This is a genomic window from Acinetobacter tjernbergiae DSM 14971 = CIP 107465 (assembly GCF_000374425.1).
Lineage (GTDB): Bacteria > Pseudomonadota > Gammaproteobacteria > Pseudomonadales > Moraxellaceae > Acinetobacter > Acinetobacter tjernbergiae.
In genome coordinates this window covers 67231-92972 of the sequence record NZ_KB894355.1, presented here as the reverse complement: position 1 = coordinate 92972, position 25742 = coordinate 67231, and the positions used below count along the sequence as shown (strand labels likewise).

The following is a 25742-nucleotide window of genomic DNA, read 5'->3' as shown; positions in this document are numbered from 1 at the left end:
AATATTGAGTGCCAAATATGATTTTTGAAACTTCAAATTTAGATGCAAATGAAATCTATCGACTGTTGGTCGGTGGCATTACACCTCGACCAATTGCGTGGATTAGTACTCTGTCTGTGGATGGGGTTGCCAATATTGCACCTTATTCATTTTTTAATGTGGCGAGTTGTAATCCCCCGATCCTCTGGTATTCGCAAGTCAACCCAAAACATGGGCAAGATAAAGATACTTTGAGAAATTTAATCGAGACCAAACAATGTGCGGTTCATATTGTCAATTCACAATTGCTTGAGAAAATGAATCTATCCTGTGCCTTACTCGCAGCAGAACAAAGTGAGTTTGAGTTTGCGCAGATTGAGTCTGAATCCAGTCATACTGTTGCGGCCTTGGCAGTAAAACATGCGCCTATCCGCTATGAATGCCATTTAAGAGAAGTGATTCAACTCAGTTCACTGCCATCAGGTGGAACAGTGGTGTTGTTGGATGTGAAATCGATTTATGTCGATGATCATGTGTGGGATGGTCAGATGATTGATCAGCAGCGGCTCGACAGTGTTGGAAAAATGGGTGGCGATTTTTATAGTTTAAGCACGGATTTACATAAATTATCGAGACCTTAAAAATAAGGATTCAGAAAAAGAGTGGTGTCATCGCTGATATTTTTATTCTTTCTATTCTGGCTTTACTTCCAGCGTTTAAATCATCTGACGCATTTCAATAAACTCGCGAATCGTGTCTGATAATTCAGAGGGACTGATTTGCGTGACATGTATGGACTGACACTGGTTAAAATGCACAAAACGATGTAGCGTGTTGAGAAATGGTGTCAGCCACAATGCCATATCTATTTGTCTATTTTCGACATGTAAATGAATTAATTCAAATTGACCACTTTTACGATGCGCTTTGCAATCAACTCGACCAATAAACACATCGCCAAATAAAATAGGCAGACAAAAGTAGCCATATTTTCTTTTATGCTGAGGGGTATAACATTCAAGGCGAAAATCAAAATCAAAACAGGTTTTGACTCGTTCACGATGAATAATTGAGTTGTCAAAAGGTGAGAGCAAGGAAAGTTTTGGGTGATGTGTAGCATCGGTCTTTTCAAATAGATCTGTGAGTACATAGATGATTTGCATCTCAGGCGTCACAAGCTTTTGAATGATGTTGTCCTCAAGCATTTGATTGAGGATTGTTTCAATATTTTTGCGTAATACTGAACCAGTTTGCAAATGTGTCATTTGTTTCATGGTCGTAAAACCATATGCTCTAAGATATTTTCTAACTAGATATTCAGCATATTCTAATGCTGTGGGTGGTGTTGTATTGACGGTGTTAGGAAGCACCCTTTCACGAATATCATATACTTTTTCCATTCCACTTCGGGCGCTGATCATTAAATCCCCTTGCATGAAAAGCTGCTCAAGCGCGATTTTGGTCGGCTTCCAATTCCACCAACTGCCGTTGTTTTTACTTAAACTTTCAAACGCTCTGGATTTTTGTGGGCCGTCGATACGGATTTTGTCATATACATTACGCATGACTTGAGTATCTGCCTGATAATAACGAGACTCGCCATTTTTTATGCTTAACATTTTGGGGAGGGCAAAGCGAAAGTCTTGCATTGGCAAATATGATGCAGCATGAAACCAATATTCAAATATGTGGCGTTCAGTGACCAATTGATCGAGCCATTGTGGTTGATAATCTGGAATGCGTGTCCAAAGCGTATGATGATGTGCCCGTGTGACAACGGAGAGGGTGTCGATTTGTATATAACCTAACTGTTCTAATGCCGAAAGGACGGCAGCTTTTCCTGAGCCAAATGCTTGTTCTTGAATAAGTCCTTGCGCTTCTAATGTAATTTGTCTGAGTTTTTTGGATAGGTCAGTTTGTTTAATCGACATGATTTCCCTTCGTTATTTTTATTTAAACCATGGTTGTTGGTGATTCATAGTTCAGCCCAGAAGTTGATAGTATCCCAACCACTGGACTAAAGGAGGGATATTTGACGACAGTGAGGTGGTAAATGAAAATGTGTATCATTTTATTAAGTGATCAAAGAAACTTCTTTTTCATGACAGTATTGGCTATTATTAGAACATAAAATATTTTAAAACAAGTTATTAAGAGTATGTATGAATACTGAATTATCTTTAGATAAACAGGAACAAAAAGAAATTTTACCATTTGCACCTCAAAATTTATGGTTGTTGTTCTTTCAACCCAAAAAGTTTTTTTCTTTAGCAGCTGTCTATCATCATCGCAGTATCATGATTGCTGCCTACTTGATCGGCGTGTTTGCTGTAATGGATCGAGTTGATCAAAATTTGCTTAAAGCAGAAGTTGGAAATCGCACATCAATGATGCTTGATGTTACGGATACGTGGTGGAGTTATTGGTTACTCGTTTTGGGGATGGGAGCAATCACTGCGGTATTTGCTTGGCTTATCCATGGTTGGTGGTATAAAAAGCGTTTACAATTTTCAGGTGTAAAAGACGCAGATCCACAACTGGCTCGACATGTTTGGGCTTTGCAAGGATTGGTTGCGACCTTACCTGTTATTATCGTCACGATGCTACAGACATTGATGTATAGCAATTATCTTGATGCCTATCAAAACTCATCAATTCTGAATTTTGTGGCATTACCTTTTATGTTTTGGTCGTGTTGGGTGAGTTATCGAGCAGCAACATCGGTATTTAAGACCAATGCTTGGGCAAAGCTTTGGTTTTTGGGATTACCGATCGTATTTTATATACTTGCAATGGGAATTTTTGCCGCTTTGATGGTAAATGCATAATTAAGGTAGTCAGTAAGCAGGAAGGTAAAATAGCCTTCCTGTCTTTTCTAAGATCAGCGTGCAGTTAAAGCATCACCTTCAAATTTAATACCATCCCAACCATTTTGCATAAATTGACGAATATTTTGATGGTCGGTTGCTTCAGGTGTTGCAAGAACTGAAGCATAGTGTTCAGCAAACAAACTTAAAGTATTTTCAGCATTTAAACCTTCGATCTTGGCAAAAGAAAACACTTTGGCGCTGCCTTGGTTTTCAGTGGCAGCATTTAATTGTGTGCCATTCTGAAAAGCCGTCGGTGTATGTTGATAACGTGCTTCAATAAATGCCAATACATCTGCAAATTTTGCAGAACCATCTTTGAGTTGTGCCAATAAGCTTTGCGCCATTTCAAAATTCCCTGTTGGTTAAATCAATGGCTGCATCATAACATTGAACGTGCAGAATAGAAGTCTGTCGGCTCTAGAACTAGACGTAAAGGGATTCGCAGTCTATGCTCAGAATAGTGATTAATATATTGAATCATAATGAATAGACATCGTTTAAAGTTACCGGCATCAAAACAATGGTTGCGATTTTTAACCCACGTTTTAAGTTGTCGCTTGTTATTGCAACTTCGTCGTTTGATGATGCGTTTATTGCCCTTTATGCGTTTGCAAAGTCAGGTCAGCCATATTGTTTATTTATCTTGGTTGGTCGATGTTGATCAGGTTCGTCAACGTTATCCGCAACATGTTCCTTTATGGGAAAAACAAGGTAAAACCATCTTTACCATTCTCACTTATCAGCACCATCATTTTGGATTTAGTTTTTTGGCTAAACTGCGCAAGTTGATGCCATCACCACAACAAAGCAATTGGCGTTTTTACTTGGATGGCACTTATCCTAAAACCGTTATTTTTGAGCAAGTTATTGTTGACCAAGCACTGTATGTGATTGGTGGGCGTGTTGCCAGTGATGTGATGCCTGCACAATATGCTTCAAAATTTCATCATCAAGAAAATGAACAAGATAAAAGTATTCATACTGAGATCGTCGTCGATGCAGATTATTCCTTGATGAGTGATGTACACATCACGGCAGCAAAGCAATTGCCATTTGCATGGCAACCACTATTTTCTTCATGGGATGAAGCCGTTCGGTTCTTGGTTGATCAAGACCATGCATGGGCGGAGTGGGTGGATCAACCAACACGGATGTCTCAGGGTGATATTGAAATGCCTGTACAGTTTCAACAGATTCAAGCTGCTAAAATTAGCGCATTACAAGCGCCACAGCTATTACAACAATTTGGTTTAGATTGTGAGGCAGAGGTCTTTGCTTTTGTAGTTCCTAAACTGGATTTTTATGTAGTTGGAGAAAAAGTATTGCCAGAATCTCAATAAATTGTGGATAACTTTGTGTTTATACACAGCAGTTGAGTTGTCTAAAAATTATGTTATTTTAGAGCAAAGGAGATGGCATTCCTCCTATTACAAACCGCCATTGTGGCTAATGATGCCTATGTTACCCTGAACAGGGGGCGTAGGTTTGTGCGTGCTCTGTTCCCATTTTTGGAGTTCGCAGATGACAAATTTTCAGAAAAATATTTATCAATCTATGTTTGATGTCTGTTTATCTCCAACCTCAGGTTTGGAGTAAGTTATGTATTATCCATTACTTTCGATTGCTTTAGGTTCGGTACTCGGTGCATGGTTACGTTGGTTTTTGGGTTTAAAACTCAATCCGATTTTTCCGAATATTCCATTGGGTACTGTTACGGTCAATTTTGTCGGTGGCTTTATTATTGGTTTTGCAATTTCATATTTTTCTCAAAGTTCACTCAGTCCGAATTACAAGCTGTTTGTGATCACGGGGTTCTGTGGCGCACTAACCACCTTTTCAACTTTTTCTGCTGAGATTATTGCCTTATTACAAAGTGGTAAGCTAGGTTATGCCTGTGCAGCAATTTTAATTCATGTACTTGGCTCGCTCATCTTTACGATTTTGGGAATGAGTTTGCATCAATGGCTTAGTGCTGCATAGCTTGGGAGTGATGATATGAATGGATTCTTAATAACCTTTTACACGGCACAAAATCGAACTTATCAGGGACAAGCGATGAGTGAGTGGTTGTTGGCTGTAGCAAAGCAAATGAATTTACGCGGCGCAACAGTATTAGCTGGGATACAAGGTGTGGATCATCAAGGTTTATTCCATTCTGCTGGTTTTTTTGAGCTGGCAGATCGACCGATACAAATTCAGTTTGCAGTAAGCCCTGAACAGGCAACGGAATTATTGGATCATCTGAATAATAAAGAGATTTCGTTATTCTATGTCAAAACACCGATTGAATTTGGTGTTGTAGGGCAGTCCACAGATGTGTAGCAGACATTATCTAGGCATAAAAAAAGAAGTCTAAGCGGAGGAGATATAGCCTTAGACTTCGAATATTTATAGCCTAATCTGTAAATCTTAAAATAAGATTAACCTTAACGGCTAAAGCGAGCAAAGCGTTTGTTGAAGCTTGCAACACGACCTTCATTGCTTGCCTGACGTACTTCACCTGTATAAAACGGATGTGATGCACTTGAAATATCAAGGGTGACATAAGGATAAACTTGACCTTGATATTCTTTGGTCTGTTTAGTTTGTAGTGTACTGCCAATTAAAAAATAAGCATCTGCATTGGTATCGTGGAACAGTACTTGCTGATATGCAGGGTGAATATCTTTACGCATTTTGAATGACTCCTGTTATTTGTAGAAATGTTATAACATAACAATACATGACGTCAATCTTATCTATTTCAAGTTTTTTATTTCAATTGGAGCGAATAGGTGATTTCCCCCATTCACAATGAGGCTACAAAAGGGTAATGCCAGTCAGTTAAGCATTTTTAATCGTCCCTTTGCAAAGGGATGCTGCTCACCTTTTTTCAAAGAAGAGAGTGTTTCAAAATTCAGTGCTGTTCCCCCTCTTTTCAAAGAGGGGTTCGGAGAGATTTATCAATCAGGAATAATGAAATTACGCTCAACTGATCAGCATTACTGCAAAGGGGGGATTAGTTCGGAACGAGCTCTTCAAATAAATCATTGAGGTTATCATGCACTTTTAGGTGAATGAGGTTCCAGTAATGTCCTGAAATCGTACGGTTAACCATGAGCGTATCTGGGGAGGGTTTAAACACATCCCAATATTTCAATGACTTTTTAACCAGTCGCATCCCATCATGGTGGGATGAATTTTCAGCAAAGTCATAATGCGTGCTTAATGGGCGCAATAGGATTTCAATCCATTGCAGATAGAGTTCACTTGGAAACTTTTGTTTCTCAGCAATCGAGTGTAGTTCTACCAGTAAGTCTTCGACTTGCGTAATATTCTCTTGGCGAGCTGCGTTGACCAGTGCTTTAAAATGCTGAATGATTTCAGGTGAGAGTGTTTTGACGCTGCCATAGTCATAAATAATCACACTGCCATCTTCTCGGAAAGCAAAATTGCCTGGATGCGGATCACAATGGAAGCGTTTTAAGAAAAACATTTCCTGTCCCAAGGCTCGAATCAGACGACGACCGATTTGATTGCGGATTTCAACTGACCATGTACTGGCGGTTTCAATCGAATCGCCTTGTTCAAGACTGAGCGTCAGTACACGGCGAGATGAGTAGTCTTTATAAACAGTTGGGATGATGACTTGAGCATCTAATTTCTCATGAAAGATTTTAAAGACTTCAAGGTTTTGTGCTTCAATTTCATAGTTCAATTCAGCAGAAAGACTGTCTTGAATCTCTTGAAATAATTGATCTTGCAGCTTCTTATCAATCTTTATTACACCCATTAAGCGCAATGCGAGGCGGACTTGTTTTAAGTCACTTTCACAGGCTTGGTCGACCCCTGGATATTGCACTTTCACTACAACCGCTTGCCCGTTCGGCAGTACGGCACGATGTACCTGACCAATCGAAGCTGCTGCAAAAGGTTCAGTTTCAAAAGACCTAAAGATTTGGTTTAAAGGTTTCCCTAGTTCTTTTTCAACTTGTTGTTGAATGGCTGCGAATGGCATAGCAGGGGCTTGGCGTTGTAGTTTGGCAATTGCTTTGGCGACTTCAGGTGGAAAGATATCTTTATATTGCGAGGCAATTTGCCCGACTTTCATTACCGCACCTTTCATTTCACCCAGCGTATCGGCAATTTGTAGACCGATGTCTTGGAACAATTGGCTACGCGCTGCATTTTTCTGTTCTTCATCTGCGGTAAGGTTGCGTATCGAATTGGCGACGCTTTTACTGGCAATACTTGCGGTCATACCAGCCAGTTTTAAAAAACGTCTACTGGGAGAGCTTGCATGTTTTGCCATATTCGCTTGACCTCATTCAATTCAGTTTCAAAGTGATACCCTGATCATAGGCGACAAAACTTAAATTGCCTATAACAAAATGTTAAGTCGTGTAATAAGATATTTAGATGCTCTATAAATATAAGTTTTGATATATAAATGCCAAAATCGATCTGGAAATTACATGTCAATGCGACATCAGAACGTTCTGCTCAAAAGATCATACAGCAATGTATAGATGTATTTGAAAGAGTACCAATAAGCTTAAAGATTGAGAAATATAATAAAGGCGGTTACATGGCAACGTTGGAATTTGGACATGACGAAAACTATTCTTGGTCGGAACTTGTGTTGGAAATAATTGCACTTGGTCAACGCTTAGGGAGTGGTTGGAGTATGTATGGCAATATTAATGATGATCCCAGTGCCGTTTTAAGTAAAAGCATGGGTAATCATATCCGAGTAAGTGGCGTTGACTGGGCTGATTGGTTATTACTCAAAGATCAACTGTAAAGGTGATAATCATCTGCATAGGCGAACGCAGTTCGTCTGTACACATATGACGATGGTAGGGGAGAACTGTGTTCTCCCTCGACATTGCAAGCAGATCTTTCCTAAAGCTTAGCGTTAATCATTTGTCCTAAACGTTTATTGTTTAAATATAAACGACCTATCAATAACACACAGGCGATGCTTAAACCGATAATCAATCCCAACCAAACACCTGCTACTCCCCAAATTGTATAACGTGCCAAATATAAACCGATTGGGAAAGCAATCACCCAGTATGCCATCAGGGTAATCCACATCGGTGCTTGCGTGTCTTGCATGCCACGTAGACAGCCTGCAGCGCTTACTTGCCATGCATCCATTAGCTGATACGCCATTGCGAACCACAAGAGATACATCGCGACTGGAATAACGTGAATATCAGTCGTATAGATCGCTACGATATATGGGCGCGCGACAGCAATTAAGGTCATGGTCAAGGCAGCAAAAACCGTTGCACTGATTAAACCTACTGTTTGTACTTGACGCATTGCGTGCCAGTTCTTTTCACCATAATACATACCAACACGAATCGTCAGTGCAATGGCGAGAGATAAGGGAATCATAAACAACTGTGAAGTGACCGAAATCGCAATCTGATGTGCTGCAATCGCATTTTCACCAAGTGGGCTGAGTACAATTGCCCCCGTACTAAAAATACTCACTTCAAAGAAAACAGCTAAACCGATTGGAAGCCCAAGTTTAAGAATTCGTTTGACCCAAAATAAATCCAGTTTTTCCCATTGTGTGAAAATAGGTGCTTGTTGATAAGCTTTTGCTTTTGAAATATAAACCGCGAGTGTAATAAGCATAAGCCATTGTAGGATTGCGGTTGCAAAACCACAGCCTGCACTGCCTAAGGCTGGAATAGGTCCAAAGCCATACATAAAAATAAAGTTCAGAGGAATCAATACCAATAATGCAATTAAGCTAATCACAGTCACAGGACGTGGATGCCCTAATGCTTCTGAATAACTGCGCAAAGCTGCATACATCATCACCGCAGGCATACCAAAGCCAATCGCATGTAAGAACAGGCTTGCTTTCGGTAATAAGCTTTCAGGAACGCCAAATAACGGTAAAAACATCGGCATAAATTGTAAAATCAACATCGATACGATACCGAGGATGACCGCAACCCATAAGGATTGACGGGCAATCGTTGGAATTTTCTCTGGTGTTTTTGCACCACGTGCTTCAGCCACTAAAGGGGTCGTGGCAATCATGATTCCTGCAAATAACAGCATAATCGGAATCCATAGACCAACACCAACAGCAATCGCGGCTAAATCAGCAGCAGAAAGATGTCCCGCCATAATCGTATCCACTAAACCCAATCCCGCTTGAGCAAACTGGGTAATGAGAATCGGAAACATCAAATGAAATAGTTGTTTAAGTTGAAAGCGTTTGGTTGTGGCATGAGGCACAAAAAATACTCTTATTAAAATGGGAGAGAATTAGCGTTGTAGGGTGAATAACACACCAATGAAGATCACAAGACTACCGAATAAACGTTGCCAATTGATCGGTGTTTTGTCTGTACCTAACCAACCAAAATGGTCAAGCAACATTGAAATCACCAATTGTCCGAAAATGACTAAACCTGAAAAAGTCAAAAATCCGAGTTTAGGTGCAGTATAAATGCTCATGCTAATTGCATAAACCCCAAGGCAGCCACCAATCCAAAGAAACCATGGAATTTGAGCCAGTTCCCCTAAGCTTGGTTTTGCTGCGCTTTGAAAATAAACCATACATGCGAGGACAAGTGTACCCACCAAGAAAGAAAGTAATGCAGCCTGAAATGGAGAATGTAAATGTTCTCTAAGTTGTGAATTAATTGCAGTTTGAAACGCCATTGCAATACCGACACCTAACGCGAGGGGGAGAATAAATAGCAATTGGCTAGAAATTTTAATCATCTTATCAATCTAATTGTTCTTTGGGAGAATAGTCTAACTGAATCCATAGATGATGATAAGCTGATTGATGGAGTCATGTTAAAATAGCATCGTTCTATTATTGAGCTTCTATTTTGAGTCAGTTAAATCCAGCAAATATTCCACTTTCACTCTATATTCATATGCCTTGGTGTGTGCGTAAATGTCCTTATTGTGACTTTAACTCACATGCAGTTCCAGATGGACAATTGTCGATGGATTTGGAGCGGCAATATCTTGAGGCACTGGTGGCTGACTTTGAGACCCAAGTTGAAATGGCGCAAGGTCGATCAATTCATAGTGTGTTTATTGGAGGTGGAACGCCGTCTTTAATTTCAGCACAAGGTTATCAGTGGTTGTTTGATCAGTTAAAAGCTCGATTAGACTTTAAAGCAGATTGTGAAATCACACTGGAAGCCAATCCTGGCACAGTGGAACATGATCCATTTGCAGATTATTTAGCCGTTGGCATCAATCGTTTATCATTGGGTGTACAAAGTTTTGATCCTGAACATTTACAACGTTTAGGTCGAATCCATTCAGCCAATAATGCTTTAGATGCCATTCAACAAGCACGCCAAGCAGGCTTTGAACGTGTCAATGTTGATCTCATGCATGGTCTACCGCAACAAACGGAAGAACAGCCATTAACAGATCTTAAACTTGCAGTAGAGCAGGGTGCAACGCATATCAGTTGGTATCAACTTACGATTGAACCCAATACAGTTTTTTTTAGAACTCAGCCTGTACTGCCACAAGATGAAACCTTAGAGCATATTCAAGAACTGGGTGAGGCGTATTTAAAAGCCAATGGCTATATTAATTATGAGGTTTCTGCATGGCGTAAGGAAAAGCCATCCGCACATAATTTGAATTATTGGCAATTTGGTGATTATTTGGCGATTGGAGCAGGTGCGCATGGCAAGGTAACACGCCCTGAAGGTATTTATCGTTTTCAGAAAACCCGTTTGCCGAAAGATTATTTAGCCAAAGTGCCTGCTGATCATGTACAAATGAAACGTATTGACGCAGATGAATTACCATTTGAATTTATGATGAATGCTTTGCGTTTAAATGATGGGGTTGCTGCTGAATTTTATACTCAGCGTACAGGATTAGATTTAAGCGATTTAAATCAAAGCCTGAAAGAATTACGTGACAAAAAACTCTTGGTCGCGGATGTGAATCGAATTGCTTGCACAGAGCAGGGACATATCTTTTTAAATTCGGTGTTGGAAAGTTTTTTGTAATTTAAGTACAAGCTTACTTTGAGCAAGGACGCTTAAAGTAAGTAAATATTGTTGTCATCTTTTAGAAAGATAATTCGCACAAAATAAAAAGCCCCATCATTCATGATGGGGCTTTTTAGAATTTGGTGGGTCGTCCGCGATTCGAACGCGGGACCAACGGATTAAAAGTCCGCTGCTCTACCAGCTGAGCTAACGACCCGATAAGGGTTCAAAACATTAAATGGTGGGTCGTCCGCGATTCGAACGCGGGACCAACGGATTAAAAGTCCGCTGCTCTACCAGCTGAGCTAACGACCCATCTCGTTTTGATGTTGCGTATTCTAGCAAGTTATTCAACTAACACAAGAGGAAATTTAAAAACATCTGCATGTTTGTTTATAAAAAGCACAATTTCCTCTTGTTTAGTTAAAAAGTATACTAGAAACGGTATTGATAACTTTGAATATTATTAAAGATGTCAGCATTTACATCACAATAATTCGTCGCACCTGGTAATAAAACCAGTAAACGTTCAGACGTTTTACTTGGGTTAAAGCTATCTTCTTTAAGTTTATTCTTTTGGTATTTAAACGTACCAGTGGTTTCAACCTTTGCTTGAATGCGTAAAAATACTGGAATTGCATATGATGGCAAGCATTTCTTAAATACATTCACCATATTGCCCAAATCAGCATCATTGAGTTCTGCGCCATCGACCAACGTGATTGCTGCCATACCTGCACGACCATTGGTATTTGGAATTTCAACACCATACACCACTGCCTCTACAATTTTGTCATATTCGCAGACCATGTTCTCAACTTCTGTTGTAGAAACGTTTTCACCTTTCCAACGGAAGGTATCGCCTAAACGATCGACAAATTGTGCATGTCGGAAGCCGATGTCACGAACCAAGTCTCCAGTATTGAAGTATGAATCACCCTTAGTAAACAAATCTTTCAAAATGACAGATTTATTTTTTTCTGGATCGGTATAGCCATCAAATGGCGAGCGGCTAGTGATTTTACCAACAAGTAAGCCGACATCGCCTGTTTTTACTTTCTTGCAGTAGCCTTTTTTATCACGAACGAGCTCATTCTTTTCTTTATCAAATTCAACGATTGCATAAGGTGTTGGAGAGAAGCCGACCGTGTTGTCAAAGTTAAAAATATTGCTAAAGCCTACATTACCTTCACTTGATGCATAGAGTTCAAGTACTTCTTCTACACCAAATCGTTCTTTAAATTTACCCCAGATATTTGGGCGCATCCCATTACCAATCATTTTGGTGACACGGTGAGCGCGATCTTGTTCGGTGACTGGTGCATCAATTAAGTAACGGCAGAGTTCACCAACATAGCCAATTGCCGAAGCATTGAACTTTTGAACATCTTTCCAGAATGCACTGGTCGAGTATTTACGACGGACTGCAAGTGTTGCACTACCTGCAATCACACCACACCAGCACACCACCACACCTGTCGCATGATAGAGTGGAAGGGTCACATACATCACGTCATCTTTACCAAGATTGAGAATATGCCCATAAGTACCATAGGCCAGTGTCCAACGGCTATGTGTAAAAATAACCGCTTTTGGTAAGCCCGTTGTACCCGAAGTATAGATATAAAACAGACCATCTTTACCCGTTACCGTACGTGTGGTAGATGGATTGAATTTAGGAAATTGATCAATTTGTTGTGCAAGATTGACATAACCTTTTGGTGCTGTGCCTGCATTTTTTCGTGTTTCTTGATCAGCAAACCAATGGAAACGGTCTTGTGGAACTTTTAAATCTTGACGAGCTTCATCAATTGCAGCACGAACTTCTTCACCAGCAATCACCGCAATCGGATTGACTAAGTTGATACTGTGAGCAAGGACTTTACCAACTTGTGAAGTATTGACCAGTGCAATCGTAACGCCAATTTTTGCTAAAGCGACAATGGATACGATTAATTCAGGACGGTTTTCAACCATCACTGCAATCACATCACCTTTTTTAGCGCCAAGAGATAAATAATAATGCGCAATTTGGTTTGCCCATTCATTGAGTGTTTGGTAGCTGTAACTTTGATCTTCAAATAGTAATGCAATACCCTGTGGGTTACGCTTCACGGCTTTTTCAAAGGCGATGCCTAGACCTGCAGGTGAGGTTGGCGTTCGTATATACGCTTGTTTAAGTCCATTGAGGATATGAGGTACTTTAGTGATGAAGTTGGGAATTCTAGTTGCAACATCACTAAGGGTAATAATATCGGTCTGCGTAGTTTGGCTCATATCAATCCTGTTTATTTTTCGATCAGTCCAAAAGTGGCTATCTGTTAGAACACAACCATTAACATCATTGTTGTTGATGTTGTTTTTACTGGTAAGTTCCTAGAGCAATCAACCTAATCTGATAAAATAACAAAAAAGCCTAGTCATCGAAATGACTAGGCTTTAGCTTATTGCGTGCAATTTAGCAAATTATTCATTGCCAGGTGTGGTTTTTTTCGGTGGACGACCACGCGGACGGCGAGGGCGGCTTGATTTATCTTTTTCTGCCTTGGCAGCTTCATCTTCAGCATCTTCAATCGTGGCACTACTTGGTTCTGATACGCTTGTTTCAACAACAGGTAGTACTGATTCAAGGCTTTCAATAGCAGTCGCTTCTGGAACACTAGACAAGTTTACTTCACTTACCGCAGTTTCAGATTCAACGACCGTAATCGCGCTTGATTCAACAGTAGTCAGTTCAAGTGGTTGTTGTTCTGGTGCTGTAGCAACAATAGCCTCTTCAGCTTTAACAGTTTGTTCTACAACGGCTTCTTCCACTTTACTTTCTATTGTTACCGTCGTTTCTGCTTCAGTAGGTGATGGTGCTTCTTCACTTACTGCAATGTGCGCCTCTTTTGCTTGCTCTGCAGCAAGTTTCGCTAAGCGGCGACGCTCACGAGGGTCATTGGCTACACGAATTGCAGTGGCTTCAGGTGGTGTTAATGCTAACACTGCTGCTGGTTCGGCTTCTTCAGTCTGTTTCTGATTTGGAAGTTCAACATCACGTGTTACAGGACGTTTTTCCTCTTCAGTTGTAGTCACCAAGCTGCTTGCATATTGTTCAACGAACTTTTGTAAAGCACGGTTGAAGGTCGTCACTAAGCCAAATTGCTCAATTAAGATTGTGCAATCTTCGCCATAGACATGACGAATCAAGCTACCTAAGGTGTATTGACCCAGCGTTGGAATTTGCGATGGTGCAATTTTAGGTACAGCTGTTTTTGGCGCAGTTTGAGCACTACGTTGACGACTGCGTGAACGTGGATCATTGCTCGCACGTTTTACAGGTGCTTGAGCTGTTTCTTCTGCCACAGCGACTTCTTCTGCAACTTCAACAACGGCTTGTTCTGTTTGAACAGGTTCAATTGTTTCAGGCTTCTCTACAACAACAGGTGCAGCTTCTACTTTTGCAGCAGGGGCTGAAGTTTGTTGTGCGTTGAGTGCAACAATTTCACTTTGACCTTGATCAATGTTTACGATCAGTGCTGTGTTCATGGGTTCGGCACGAGGTGCATTAATTACATCAACTTTAACTTGCTGAGGATTAACAGCAGGTTCTGTTGCAATTGGCGTTTCGTTTAGAACACTTTGGTCGCGATGGCGATTTGGTCGGTTTGGTCGTTGTTGGTTATTACGATCACGACGTGGTAATGGAGTGCTATCATTATTCCCATGTACAGCATCATGATGTTGCTGTTGGCTTTGATGCTCTTGTGGTTGTTGGCGTTTTTGCTGACGCTTTAACTCACGTTGCTCTTGGCGTGATGGTTGTTCTTGACGAGAAGGGACTTGAACGATTTCTTCATGCACTTGATTCGGTTGTTGTTCATGCACATGTGAATGCTGTTCACGTTGTTCTTTATGCTTACGTTTCTTTTGGTTTTGTGATTGATTTGGACGATGAGATTTCTCATCTTTCTCAAATGATTCACGTGCTTCTTGTTTCACTGGTGATTGTGAAATATAAGCATTGTTTGCAACAGGTGCGACTGCTTCAGTCGTTGCAACAGGAACATTGACCTGACCAAATTGACCACGGCTTACCGCACCGTTATTAATCATTTGTTCAATTGATGCCGCTGCATTTTGTGCTGAACGTGATTGATCAGTGGTTTGCGCTTGCTTTTGAACAAATAAGTTTTCTAACCAAGCACAAGGACTAGCTGACTTTTGTGCAACTGCTTGTTGTGTTTGTTTAGGTTGAGCAGCTTGCTGTTGTGCTGCTTTCTTTTGCTGCGCTGCTGCATTGTTTTGTGCAGGTGCAGCATGCGTGTGTTCTGCTTCTTCTAAATGCCAGTCAGAAGACTCATAGCCTAGTTCTTTTTCACTTGAACGTGTTGCTTCGGTACGTTCATAGCTTGATGGTGCAAAGCCGTCTGGATTGAACTGGATTTGGTAATGTGGTGTTTCCAAGTGCGGGTGAGGCAATACAGTGACACGTACATTTGAGGTTTGTTCTAAGTAAACTAGACTGTGACGCTTTTCATTCAATAAGAATGCTGCGATTTCAACAGGCACTTCAACTTGTACTTCACCTTGACGTTCACGTAAGGCAATTTCTTCCACTTTACGCATAATTGAAAGTGACAGCGAACGTAAGTCACGTACCATACCTGTGCCATGACAGCGTGGGCAGACATAACCTGTTGCTTCTTCCAAAGAAGGACGTAAACGTTGACGGCTCATTTCCATGAGACCAAAACGTGAAAGCTGACCGAACTGAATACGTGCACGATCACTTTGTGTCGCTTCACGTAATTTTGCTTCAACCATACGTTGGTTACGGTCTTTGGTCATGTCAATGAAGTCGATGACCACTAAACCACCGATATCGCGTAAACGAAGTTGACGTGCGATTTCTTCGGCTGCTTCCAAGTTGGTATTGAGCGCCGTTTCTTCAACATCATGACCACGGGTTGATTTCGCCGAGTTAATATCGATTGAAACCAAAGCTTCAGTTTGATCAATCACGATAGAACCGCCAGATGGAAGTTTGACTTCACGTTCATAAGCGGTTTGGATTTGGCTTTCAATCCCAAAATGAGCAAACAATGGCTCATTCAAGGTATAAGTTTTTAATTTGTCTAACTGACGTGGCATCACTGCTTTTACGAAGTTATACGCTTCGTTGTAGGCTTGTTCACTATCAATCAGGATTTCAGCCACGTCATCACGTAAATAATCACGGATCGCACGTGTTACGACGCCAGCTTCTTGATGAACCAACATTGGTGATGGACCAGAACTTGCTGAACCTTGGATTTGTGCCCAAAGATCAAGTAAGTGTTGCAAGTCGAGTTGTAACTCTTCTTGTGTACGACCAATGCCCGCTGTACGCACGATCACGCTCATGCCACGTGGTATGTTTAAAGAGGCCAAAATTTCTTTCAGTTCTTCACGTACCGAACCTGAAATTTGACGGCTAATACCGCCACCTTTCGGATTATTTGGCATTAAAACTAAATAACGACCAGCAAGTGAGATGAAAGTCGAAAGCGCGGCACCTTTATTGCCACGTTCTTCTTTTTCAACTTGAACCAGTAACTCCGTGCCTTCGGTAATAAGTTCACGAATATTTGAAGTTTGTCGAGGATCTGCTTTGAAATACGAGTTTGCAATTTCTCGCATGGATAAAAAGCCTTGACGCTGTGCGCCGTACTCAACGAAAACCGCTTCTAAAGACGGCTCAACGCGAGTGACATGACCTTTATAAATATTTGATTTTTTTTGTTCGCGCGTACGATTTTCTAAATCGAAATCGTAAAGACGATTACCAGTAATCAGTGCAACGCGAACTTCTTCGGCGTGGGTTGCATTAATCAACATACGTTTCATGGGTGTGACACCTAATAGTGATGCACACAAACAACAAGCCCAATACTTTTGAGCAAACATCAAATTGGCGCGATCAAGACTCAGAAGCAGCTTTGTAGATCATGCTCTGAAACCACTGACGTAAATATTCAGTTTGTGCTTTGATACGGTTATTTCGATGTCAGCAATACTGCCTTAATCTTTAGCCTATTGATATTTCATCCATGTTTTACATCTGTGAAATATCGTTAGACCCAGCATAATCAAAGTTCCTAGACGCTTCACTGGCGGGTGAGCGGTGCATTGGATGGCGACTTTCACTGTCTTGAGCATTGAAGTCGATCCATCTGGAAGTCTTGATACGGAATGATCATCGTATCTCTGCTTAGCAGTTCCAATGCATCAACGCTTTAGCCTGAATGCGACATCAGGGAGCAAATTGTCTGATGTGGATCAGTTTACGTTTAATAGCCAACAAATTTGCTGGCAACATATTTTTTATGAACAAACTGTATGTGCAGATGCACAATTAAACGCAACAGTTTGCCATTTTGCCGATATAATAAGCCTTCGGCGTCGGCATAATTCTTTAGGACCTATCCGAGTTGTTGGTGAATATCTCGTCGATGTAAAATTTTATCTAAATAAAATTTCTGATCTGATACTCACTTACGGTGGTATCCGTGCGCTGAATATATCAAACCTTGCGGCATCTGCCTATGGGCTAAGTTTAGGTTTCTTGTGAAATAACTTAGCTAAATGATCAATTTTTAATCATATTTAGCAAATCTTGGATTAATCGAGCGTATGAATTCTACACAACAATGGCAAAGTGTCACTTGGTTTGACGTGGATGAGCATCAAGACGGGCAGCGAATAGATAATTTTTTATTTACCCGATTAAAAGGTGTACCCAAAAGTCGAATCTACCGTTTGATTCGTGAAGGACAAGTACGTGTAAACAAAAAAAGAATAAAAGCAGAAACACGTTTGAGCATTGGCGATCAGATTCGGGTTGCACCAATTCGTTATGAACAAAAGGATGAAACGGCTGCACCTGTGAGTGATAGCGTGGCGCAAGGCTTACTCAGCCGCGTGGTCTACGAAGATGAAGGCTTATTGGTCGTGAATAAACCATCTGGTATTGCCGTCCATGGTGGCAGTGGTGTGGCATATGGCTTGATCGAAGCCTTACGTGCTGCAACAGGTAAAAAGTATTTAGAATTGATTCACCGTATTGACCGTGATACTTCGGGTCTAGTCATGATTAGTAAGAAACGCAGCACCTTAAAACTGCTTCAAGACTTATTGCGTGAACATAAAATTCAAAAAACCTATGCTGCAATTGTCAAAGGACAAATCAGCCTAGATCGGCAAATGATTGATGCACCCTTATTGCGTTATGAGCTTGCCAATGGTGAACGTCGCGTACGTGTTACTTCAGAAGGTAAGGCAAGTAAAACTGATTTGAAAGTGGTAGAACGCTTTAAGACAGCAACGTTGGTACATGCTTCGCCTTTGTCTGGACGTACCCATCAGATTCGTGTGCATGGTTTAAGTATTGGGCATCCTCTGGTCGGTGATGATAAGTATGGGCATAACACCGCTTATAAAGGCCCAGAAGCAAGACGTTTGTGCTTACATGCAATGCGCTTAGAAATACCAAACTATCCAGTGATTGAAGCGCCAATGCCAGAAGATATGCAACAAGTGATCAATGAATTGAGAAAGCAGAAATGAGTCAAAATATCGAATTGGTGATTTTTGATTGGGATGGCACTTTATTCGATTCGGTTGGGCAAATCGTAGCAAGTCTGCAATATGCAGCGCAGCAATTTGAACAGCCTTTAACGGATGACGCCGCAAAAAGCATCATTGGCTTAGGTTTACCTGAAGTGATGCAAATCCTGTTTCCTCAAGTTCCTGATTTACAGCCAGACATTTTGCAATGCTATGCGGATCATTATGTTGCCAATTCAAAAGGCGATGCATGGTTTAGTGGTGTGGCAGAGCTGTTGGCTGATTTAAAACAGCAGGGCTTAAAGCTTGCAGTTGCGACAGGTAAAAGTCGTAAGGGCTTGGATCGTGTGTTGACTCAAACCCATAGTCATGAAATTTTTGACATTACCCGTGCAGCCAGTGAAACCAAGTCTAAACCTGATCCATTGATGTTGCAGGAGATTCTTGCTGAGTTGGATGTAGCAGTTGAATGCGCCATCATGGTGGGGGATACCAGTTACGATTTAGAGATGGCTCGAAATCTGAATATGCCACGTATTGGCGTCAGTTATGGGGTGCATAGTATTGAAACTTTGCAACAATACCAGCCTTTAACGATTGCTCATAATGTGCAGGATTTACATGCTTATTTGCAAAATGTATTAGAACAAACGGCTTTAACTGAAGGCTAAGCATTCCAAGTCATATACAACGACAAAAGATGGGAGAGTCAATTTTCCCATCATTCATAATAACAATAGGAACAGTATGAGTCGTTCAATTCGTTTACTTCATCTGTTACAACTCCTTCGAGAATATCGTTATCCCGTGACAGCGCAGATTTTGGCAGAGCGTTTGCAGATCAGTCAGCGTAGTGTCTATCGCGACATTGAAAGCTTACGTTCGCAGGGCGTTCATATTGATGCCGCAGCAGGATTGGGATTTCAACTTAAAGAAGATTTTCTCCTCCCTCCGATGACTTTGAATGAAACTGAAATTGAAGCCATGTTTTTAGCCTTATATTGGCTGAAAAGTGTTCCTGATCAAGCTTTGAATGAAGCATCAATTTCAGTATTGGCAAAGTTAAATGCGGTATTGCCTGAGCATCGGCAAAATTTATTGCAGCAAACGACACTCAGAGCTTTTAATGTATGGTTGCCTGTCAATCAAGCATTAGTAGAGCAAGTTCGAGTGTCGATTCGGTCTCAAGTTAAAATCTTTTTTGATTACGTGGATGAACAACAGCGAGCAAGTGCGAGAACAGTCTGGCCATTTGCTTTAGGTTATTTTAATGACAAGATTGTGCTCGCTGCTTGGTGTGAGTTACGCAGTGATTTTCGAAACTTTAGGCTCGATCGCATGCAAAGCTTAAGTCTGAGTCAAGAATTATACCCACAATTCAAACAACAACTTTTTCAACAATGGTGGACACAAGAGGTTTGTCGTTCGACTACTGACAAAAACTGACAATTCAAACCATTAAATTTTAATAACACCAACAAACAAGGAAATATGAAAAATGACACTTAAATTTTATACAAATACTCAGTCTCGAGGTGCGGTTGTTGATTGGTTGTTAATTGAGTTAGGGGTGACCTGTGAACGGATAGAAGTTGCATACCAAACAGAAATGAAAGCACCCGAATATTTAAAAATCCATCCTTTTGGCAAAGTTCCTGCTCTTGTTGATGGGGATGTGGTGATTTATGAGCTTGGTGCAGTGTGTGCTTATCTGACGGATAAATTTGCGGATAAAGGTTTAGCTCCTGCATTAAACGATCCTAAGAGAGGCTTGTATTATCGTTGGCTTATGTTTATTTCAGGACCTTGGGAAGCTGCATCAACCAATAAAATGTTGGGTGTTGATATAAAACTTGATCAGAAAATGTTTGTTGGTTATGGCGATTATCAAGAAGCTTATCAGGCTTTTATTCAGGGCTTAAGTGAAGCTGATCCATATTTGTGTGGTCAACAGTTTACAACCGCAGATGTGCTAGTTGCAGCGATGTTGTTTTGGCAGTTAAAAATGGGTCAAATACAGACACATCCCGTGATTGAGCAATACTTAGAAAATGTAAAACAACGTGCAAGCTATCAAAAGTTTGCAGCATTTTTTAGTAAGGCTTAAACCGTAGATAAAAAAATAGCTGTATTGAACAGCTATTTTTTTATCTTAATTTTTTGCTTATCTTTATTCTTTTAAATATTTAATTCAAATATTTGATTAATTTCAGCTAAGAACTGTTCTGTTGCGAGGGTAGGTTCCAATTTGTTATAGCTCATAAATACATCTAGACATGGAAGTGGGTGACTTAGGGGGCGAACGACGATTTGATCAGTTGCTAATGCCTGCATATAAGAAGGTAAAATGGTACAGCTATGACCAGCAGCAACAATTTGAATACTTTCAGCAATCGTATTGGTTTCATGGATACTTTTGAACTGAATTTGCTGTTGTTCAATATATTTAAAAATTGTGTGTGAAAGAGGTTGTGATAGTTTGTGTGACAGTATCGTAAGCGTGACATCATTTAGTTGGGCTATTGTGATTTCATTGAGCTGGGCTAGGGGATGCTGTTTAGGAAGCATAAAAACTAAGGGTTCTGTTAAGATCAATTGGCTCGAAAAAATATCATTTTGAAAGTCTTGATTAATAAAAATAACGTCTAAGTCACCTTTCTTTAACTCAATAATTTGATCACTTTCTTTTAGATTAAGTGTGCGAATTTGTAGTTTAGGTATTTTGACGCGTAAGCGTGGAAAAATATAAGGAAAAATACGGATTTCAGCAGATGGAACGAATCCAATTCTTAAAGATTGTACTTTAGCAGCAGCAACTTGACGAGCCATAGTAACAGCCTTGTCAGCTTGGGTTAAAGTCAGTCGTGCTTGCTCTAAAAAAACCTGCCCTTCCTCTGTAAGTTCAACTTTGCGTTTGGTGCGATAAAATAGTTGAACGCCAATATCATCTTCTAGGTCTTTGATTTGTTGACTTAAAGAGGGTTGTGCAGTATGTAGTTTTAAAGCAGCTTTACTGAAACTGAGTTCTTCAGCAACCGTAATAAAGTAACGTAAATGGCGTAATTCCATAACACTGATCCGAGTGTGTTTTACTATTATTTTTAAAAATATAAGTATTCGAAAGTAATTCTAGTTGTGCATTATATCGCAGCTATTTTATAAACAATATACTTTTTCTTAAAATATAAAAAATGTATTAGAAATTTGCTAAAGTCTAATCAAGTCAGTCGGTAATAAAACTTTAACACGACCTTAAAATTGTATTGACTCAGCTAGAGAAAATCAGCATAACTAACAAGCTTATGTTAGGATCAAATTCGATTGTTTAGTCAGGATTAAACTTTCTAAAAAAATTATACAATTAGATTGATTTGAAAACGTTAGAGTGAAAGGGTTGTTTAACATACCAAACAGACAGAGCCTCGTGTGATTTAAGTCCACCAAAGAAGAAGTACATGAAAGATAAGCCGACATTAACCTATCAATTGCCGACCAAATCTTGCTTGAGCCATACTTGGGGAAAACCTCCATTTCCGCATGAGTCTTCTGACCATTGTGGCATTGATCGCTTTTATAACTTGGAAAAACCGCTCACGCCTTTTGATCGTAAGGGTTTATTGAAATGGTTGGCAACGCGTAAATCTTATACTTGGAATGTTGATCGAGCGCATGAGTTAAATAGCCGCAATCAGATGTTGGAGTTGCCACAAAATCGCCCCCATGCAGATTTAAATAATTGGCAGATTTGGTTTGTGGGGCATGCAACGGTTTTGATTCAGATTGGCCCTTATAATTTTCTGACCGATCCTGTCTGGTGCGAATACGTGAGTCCAAAGCATGGGCAAGGTCCTCGACGGGTTTGTCCAGCAGGAATTGCGTTAGAACAGCTCCCAACCATTCATGCCGTTTTGTTAAGCCATAATCATTATGATCATATGGACTTGGCAACTTTAGATTGGTTACATCAAAAATTTAAAATGCCCATTTATACAGGTTTGGGCAATGGTTATTATCTACCGAAACATTTACATCTGATTGAAATGGATTGGTGGCAAGAAATCCCTTTTCATGATGAACTAAAAATTGCCTATACACCTGCTCAGCATGCTTCTGGGCGCGGAACACGTGATCAAAATCGGGCTTTATGGGGTGGTTTTTCTCTTTTGGCAAAGACTGGACACTGTTTTTTTGCAGGGGATACAGGCTATGGAAGTCACTTTAAGCAGATCCATGAACGTTATGGTGATGCACGTGTGGCATTGTTACCAATCGGTGCTTATGAACCACGCCTATTGATGCGTTATGTCCATATGAATCCTCAAGATGCTTTCCATGCTCATTTAGATTTACATGCCCATCGTTCATTGGCAATTCATTTCCGAACTTTTCAGCTCACAGATGAAGATCGTGATGCACCAGAACATGAGTTGCAGCAAGCCATGAAATCATCTTCGAAACTGATCAATCCCTTTTATTGTATTCGTGAAGGACACTTTATTCGCGCTTAGTCTGTTGTATTGAATCTATACACCACAAAGCAATTATGGAAAGGCTTGCCATAGCGATGTTCATGACGACTGGATTAAATGCCTGATAAATTTGATCTGGGTAGATAAACAAAACAAAAATAAATAACCCAACCAGACTCATGATGCTGAGCCAATGCAAATATTTGTGTGTCACAAATAAAAATAGACTGCCAAAAATCATCTCGGCAATGCCTGAGAGTGAAACTAAATATGGAATATAAATACTTGGGATATGTAACTGTTGCCAAACATACTGCTCATCTGCAACCTGAAAAATTAGTTTGGGTATTAAGCCTTGATAAATCCAAAGGCTTGCGATCACGAACTGACAGAATTTTAAAATCTGTTGAATAGTTTGGTTTGCACTGTTCATGCGCAGACATCATCCAATAGAAAGTGTTGCTGAGTTTCAGGTGTAACGAGATAGCACTGTTCTGTTTTACCAAAAAGACGATAACGATTTAAAGCAATCCGACGATAAGCAAAATTGCGAATTACTCTGGGAATCATTTTTCCAAAGCTGAGTGTTGAATAAGGGAAGTCTAAGCGTTGCATAATCCGTAGAAAAGCATCTGATTCTGTATAAAGTTTTTGATTTTCAAGCAATACCATCGTTTCAAAATGATCAGTTGGGAGTTGATATTTTATTAGCAAGGCTTGCCCTAAATTTGACTGGACAGATGCAAGTTTGAATTGATAGTCGTGGTCATGCTTGATCATAAAGTCTGCCCAAGCCGAACACAGCACACATTCTGCATCAAATAGGATGATGTTGTGGGTTTGGATCAATTGCTCTAATTGATTTGGCATTGTTATTTTTCTGATGAGATATTGAATAAATTGTGACCCAGCTACATGAAAAAAGCCATCCGAAGATGACTTTTTACTTCAACATTTAAAGAAAGCTTGGCAAATGACGAGCTGGATCAGTTTCACGAGCAGCTTGTGCATCAGATACAGTCATGCCCAATGCTTTCGCTATACCTTCACCATAAGCCGGGTGGCACGCATGACAATTTCGAATATGACGATACTTAATGAAGTCTAATGCATCACCCATCGCGCGTGCAGTATTGTCAAATAATGCCTGTTGCTGTTCAGATGTCATCAATTCAAACAAAGCACGAGGCTGACTGAAATAGTCATGATCATCTTCACGATAATCCCAGAAATCTGCATCACCAGTGATTTTTAATGGGGGTTCTTTGTACTGCGCTTGCTCTTGCCATTGACCAAAGCTGTTTGGTTCATAATGTGGTAAGCCACCATAATTGGCATCAGTACGACCTTGACCATCACGGTGATTACTATGAACAGGGCAGCGTGCTGCATTGACTGGAATTTGTTGATAGTTCACACCTAAACGGTAGCGTTGTGCATCGGCATAGTTAAATAAGCGTGCTTGTAGCATACGGTCAGGCGAAACGCTAATGCCAGGGACTAAGTTACTTGGTGCAAAAGCAGATTGTTCAACATCTAGGAAGAAGTTTTCAGAATTGCGATTGAGTTCAAACTCACCCACTTCAATCAGTGGATAGTCGCCATGAGGCCAGACTTTAGTTAAATCGAAGGGATGATATGGTACTTTCTCTGCATCTTGTTCTGCCATAACTTGAACAAAGAGTGTCCATTTTGGGTAGTCTTGACGTTCAATCGCATCAAATAAATCACGTTGATGGCTTTCACGGTCTTGACCCACCAATTCACCTGCTTCGGCATCGGTTAGGTTTTTAATTCCTTGCTGCGTTCTAAAGTGGAACTTCACCCAGAAACGCTCATTGGCTGCATTAATAAAGCTATAGGTATGGCTACTAAAACCATGCATATGGCGATAGCTTGCGGGGATACCGCGATCTGACATAACGATGGTGACTTGATGCAAGGCTTCTGGGAGTAAAGTCCAAAAATCCCAGTTGTTGGTGGCACTACGAAGGTTGGTTTTTGGATCACGTTTAACAGCTTTGTTTAAATCAGGAAACTTACGTGGGTCACGTAAAAAGAAGACAGGGGTGTTATTTCCCACCATATCCCAGTTACCTTCCTCGGTATAGAATTTTAATGCAAAACCACGAATGTCTCGTTCAGCATCCGCAGCACCACGTTCACCTGCAACCGTGGTAAAGCGTGCAAACATTTCAGTTTTTTTACCAATTTCGCTAAAAATTTTAGCGCGAGTATATTGGGTAATGTCGTGAGTGACAGTGAATGTACCAAATGCACCTGAACCTTTGGCATGCATACGGCGCTCAGGGATCACCTCACGGACAAAGTTAGCCAGTTTTTCATTCAGCCATAAATCTTGGGCTAATAATGGTCCTCGTGCGCCTGCTGTCATACTATTTTGGTTGTCGACTACAGGGGCACCAAAGTCAGTCGTTAAGTGGCTATAAGGACATTTTTTGTCGTCTTGGCTCATGTTTTATCTCCATTAAAATGACTTGTGAGCTTAGTCATCTCAGTTGATTGACCGTCTACGAAAGAGATGTGTTTACAATTCATTTATGTGTTGGGTATCGTGATCACAGATGCCTAAACTTGGTGTTGCAATGAATGTGTTTACATCATTTATATTTTTACTCTAGGTTGATGAACGCTTTTTTTCCAATGGATTAAAGTTGATGTCATAAATGCTTTATTCGATTGAAGCTGTTTAAATCTTAAACATGAGCCGAGTGTTTGTGGATATGAAAATTGTTAAAATTTTATAAAAATTATTTAAAAATAAATGTTTATTTTATTTTAATGTTTGTTTTAGCCATTCCATAGCAGCAAAGAAAAAGAATGAG

General features: G+C 40.3%; 25 protein-coding genes, 2 tRNA genes and 1 riboswitch. Of the genes, 13 read left to right on the top strand and 14 right to left on the bottom strand.

What is annotated here, in order from left to right:
- Positions 1-17 precede the first annotated feature (17 nt).
- Entirely contained in the window at positions 18-620 is a 603-nt protein-coding gene (locus tag C502_RS0103070) for a flavin reductase family protein (RefSeq protein WP_018677396.1), read from the top strand.
- A 75-nt stretch (positions 621-695) separates the two neighbouring features.
- Here the strand turns inward: C502_RS0103070 and C502_RS0103065 are convergent, their stop codons facing one another.
- On the bottom strand, positions 696-1910 hold the full coding sequence (locus C502_RS0103065) for a winged helix-turn-helix domain-containing protein (RefSeq protein ID WP_018677395.1): 1215 nt from the start codon (positions 1908-1910) through the stop codon (positions 696-698).
- Positions 1911-2141: 231 nt separating this feature from the next.
- Here C502_RS0103065 and C502_RS0103060 point away from each other — a divergent pair, with 231 nt between their 5' ends.
- A complete protein-coding gene (locus C502_RS0103060; RefSeq protein WP_018677394.1) occupies positions 2142-2807 on the top strand; it encodes a hypothetical protein in 666 nt (221 codons plus the stop codon).
- A gap of 53 nt (positions 2808-2860) precedes the next feature.
- Here the strand turns inward: C502_RS0103060 and C502_RS0103055 are convergent, their stop codons facing one another.
- Complete coding sequence (locus tag C502_RS0103055; protein ID WP_018677393.1) at positions 2861-3193, bottom strand: HopJ type III effector protein; 333 nt, start codon at positions 3191-3193, stop codon at positions 2861-2863.
- Positions 3194-3331: 138 nt separating this feature from the next.
- On the opposite strand from C502_RS0103055, the gene C502_RS0103050 reads away from it, so the two are divergent.
- The 3 genes from C502_RS0103050 to C502_RS0103035 all read left to right on the top strand — a co-directional run bounded on the left by C502_RS0103050 (position 3332) and on the right by C502_RS0103035 (position 5171).
- Entirely contained in the window at positions 3332-4189 is an 858-nt protein-coding gene (locus C502_RS0103050) for a DUF2071 domain-containing protein (RefSeq protein ID WP_018677392.1), read from the top strand.
- Positions 4190-4248: 59 nt separating this feature from the next.
- Positions 4249-4315, top strand: a riboswitch (Fluoride riboswitch).
- Between the two features lie 133 nt (positions 4316-4448).
- Entirely contained in the window at positions 4449-4829 is a 381-nt protein-coding gene (crcB, locus tag C502_RS0103040) for a fluoride efflux transporter CrcB (protein ID WP_018677390.1), read from the top strand.
- Between the two features lie 15 nt (positions 4830-4844).
- Entirely contained in the window at positions 4845-5171 is a 327-nt protein-coding gene (locus tag C502_RS0103035; protein WP_018677389.1) for a DUF190 domain-containing protein, read from the top strand.
- 104 nt (positions 5172-5275) lie between these two features.
- On the opposite strand, the gene C502_RS0103030 is transcribed toward C502_RS0103035, so the two are convergent.
- Positions 5276-5524 carry a type B 50S ribosomal protein L31 gene (locus tag C502_RS0103030; RefSeq protein WP_018677388.1) on the bottom strand — a complete coding sequence of 83 codons (249 nt, stop codon included), beginning with the start codon at positions 5522-5524 and terminating at the stop codon, positions 5276-5278.
- 323 nt (positions 5525-5847) lie between these two features.
- A complete protein-coding gene (locus C502_RS0103020; protein WP_018677386.1) occupies positions 5848-7140 on the bottom strand; it encodes an ABC1 kinase family protein in 1293 nt (430 codons plus the stop codon).
- Between the two features lie 138 nt (positions 7141-7278).
- Between C502_RS0103020 and C502_RS0103015 the strand changes: the two genes are divergently transcribed.
- Positions 7279-7632 (top strand): hypothetical protein, encoded by a 354-nt coding sequence (locus C502_RS0103015; RefSeq protein ID WP_018677385.1) that lies wholly within the window; start codon positions 7279-7281, stop codon positions 7630-7632.
- 101 nt (positions 7633-7733) lie between these two features.
- On the opposite strand, the gene C502_RS0103010 is transcribed toward C502_RS0103015, so the two are convergent.
- Entirely contained in the window at positions 7734-9095 is a 1362-nt protein-coding gene (locus C502_RS0103010; protein ID WP_018677384.1) for an MATE family efflux transporter, read from the bottom strand.
- Positions 9096-9125: 30 nt separating this feature from the next.
- A complete protein-coding gene (locus C502_RS0103005) occupies positions 9126-9587 on the bottom strand; it encodes a DMT family transporter (protein WP_018677383.1) in 462 nt (153 codons plus the stop codon).
- Positions 9588-9700: 113 nt separating this feature from the next.
- On the opposite strand from C502_RS0103005, the gene hemW reads away from it, so the two are divergent.
- Entirely contained in the window at positions 9701-10855 is a 1155-nt protein-coding gene (gene hemW, locus C502_RS0103000) for a radical SAM family heme chaperone HemW (RefSeq protein ID WP_018677382.1), read from the top strand.
- Positions 10856-10978: 123 nt separating this feature from the next.
- Here the strand turns inward: hemW and C502_RS0102995 are convergent.
- The 4 genes from C502_RS0102995 to C502_RS0102980 all read right to left on the bottom strand — a co-directional run bounded on the left by C502_RS0102995 (position 10979) and on the right by C502_RS0102980 (position 16708).
- Positions 10979-11054 (bottom strand) — tRNA-Lys (locus C502_RS0102995).
- A gap of 22 nt (positions 11055-11076) precedes the next feature.
- Positions 11077-11152: transfer RNA gene (locus C502_RS0102990), tRNA-Lys, on the bottom strand.
- Between the two features lie 120 nt (positions 11153-11272).
- On the bottom strand, positions 11273-13114 hold the full coding sequence (locus C502_RS0102985; RefSeq protein WP_018677381.1) for a long-chain-acyl-CoA synthetase: 1842 nt from the start codon (positions 13112-13114) through the stop codon (positions 11273-11275).
- A 189-nt stretch (positions 13115-13303) separates the two neighbouring features.
- Positions 13304-16708: an Rne/Rng family ribonuclease gene (locus tag C502_RS0102980; RefSeq protein ID WP_018677380.1), complete on the bottom strand. Its 3405-nt coding sequence runs from the start codon at positions 16706-16708 to the stop codon at positions 13304-13306.
- 376 nt (positions 16709-17084) lie between these two features.
- Here C502_RS0102980 and C502_RS0102975 point away from each other — a divergent pair, with 376 nt between their 5' ends.
- From C502_RS0102975 to C502_RS0102955, 5 genes are all read left to right on the top strand, one after another.
- Positions 17085-17432, top strand: coding sequence for a hypothetical protein (locus tag C502_RS0102975; RefSeq protein ID WP_018677379.1), 348 nt, complete (start codon positions 17085-17087; stop codon positions 17430-17432).
- Positions 17433-17494: 62 nt separating this feature from the next.
- Entirely contained in the window at positions 17495-18427 is a 933-nt protein-coding gene (locus C502_RS0102970) for an RluA family pseudouridine synthase (RefSeq protein ID WP_018677378.1), read from the top strand.
- Positions 18424-19098, top strand: a complete 675-nt coding sequence (locus C502_RS0102965; protein ID WP_018677377.1) for an HAD-IA family hydrolase — start codon at positions 18424-18426, stop codon at positions 19096-19098. The genes C502_RS0102970 and C502_RS0102965 overlap by 4 nt, the downstream gene beginning before the upstream one ends.
- 76 nt (positions 19099-19174) lie before the next feature.
- Complete coding sequence (locus C502_RS0102960; protein WP_018677376.1) at positions 19175-19873, top strand: helix-turn-helix transcriptional regulator; 699 nt, start codon at positions 19175-19177, stop codon at positions 19871-19873.
- A gap of 52 nt (positions 19874-19925) precedes the next feature.
- Entirely contained in the window at positions 19926-20534 is a 609-nt protein-coding gene (locus C502_RS0102955) for a glutathione S-transferase family protein (RefSeq protein WP_018677375.1), read from the top strand.
- Between the two features lie 71 nt (positions 20535-20605).
- Here C502_RS0102955 and C502_RS0102950 read toward each other — a convergent pair whose 3' ends face one another.
- Positions 20606-21496 (bottom strand): LysR substrate-binding domain-containing protein, encoded by an 891-nt coding sequence (locus C502_RS0102950; protein ID WP_018677374.1) that lies wholly within the window; start codon positions 21494-21496, stop codon positions 20606-20608.
- A 386-nt stretch (positions 21497-21882) separates the two neighbouring features.
- Here C502_RS0102950 and C502_RS0102945 point away from each other — a divergent pair, with 386 nt between their 5' ends.
- On the top strand, positions 21883-22935 hold the full coding sequence (locus C502_RS0102945; protein WP_018677373.1) for an MBL fold metallo-hydrolase: 1053 nt from the start codon (positions 21883-21885) through the stop codon (positions 22933-22935).
- Here C502_RS0102945 and C502_RS0102940 read toward each other — a convergent pair.
- From C502_RS0102940 to C502_RS0102930, 3 genes are all read right to left on the bottom strand, one after another.
- On the bottom strand, positions 22922-23329 hold the full coding sequence (locus C502_RS0102940; protein ID WP_018677372.1) for a DoxX-like family protein: 408 nt from the start codon (positions 23327-23329) through the stop codon (positions 22922-22924). The two genes, C502_RS0102945 and C502_RS0102940, sit on opposite strands and share 14 nt — an antisense overlap.
- Positions 23326-23766, bottom strand: coding sequence for a thiol-disulfide oxidoreductase DCC family protein (locus C502_RS0102935; RefSeq protein WP_018677371.1), 441 nt, complete (start codon positions 23764-23766; stop codon positions 23326-23328). Before C502_RS0102935 ends, C502_RS0102940 begins: the two co-directional genes overlap by 4 nt.
- Positions 23767-23851: 85 nt before the next feature.
- Positions 23852-25372 (bottom strand): catalase, encoded by a 1521-nt coding sequence (locus C502_RS0102930; RefSeq protein WP_018677370.1) that lies wholly within the window; start codon positions 25370-25372, stop codon positions 23852-23854.
- Between the last annotated feature and the right edge of the window lie 370 nt (positions 25373-25742).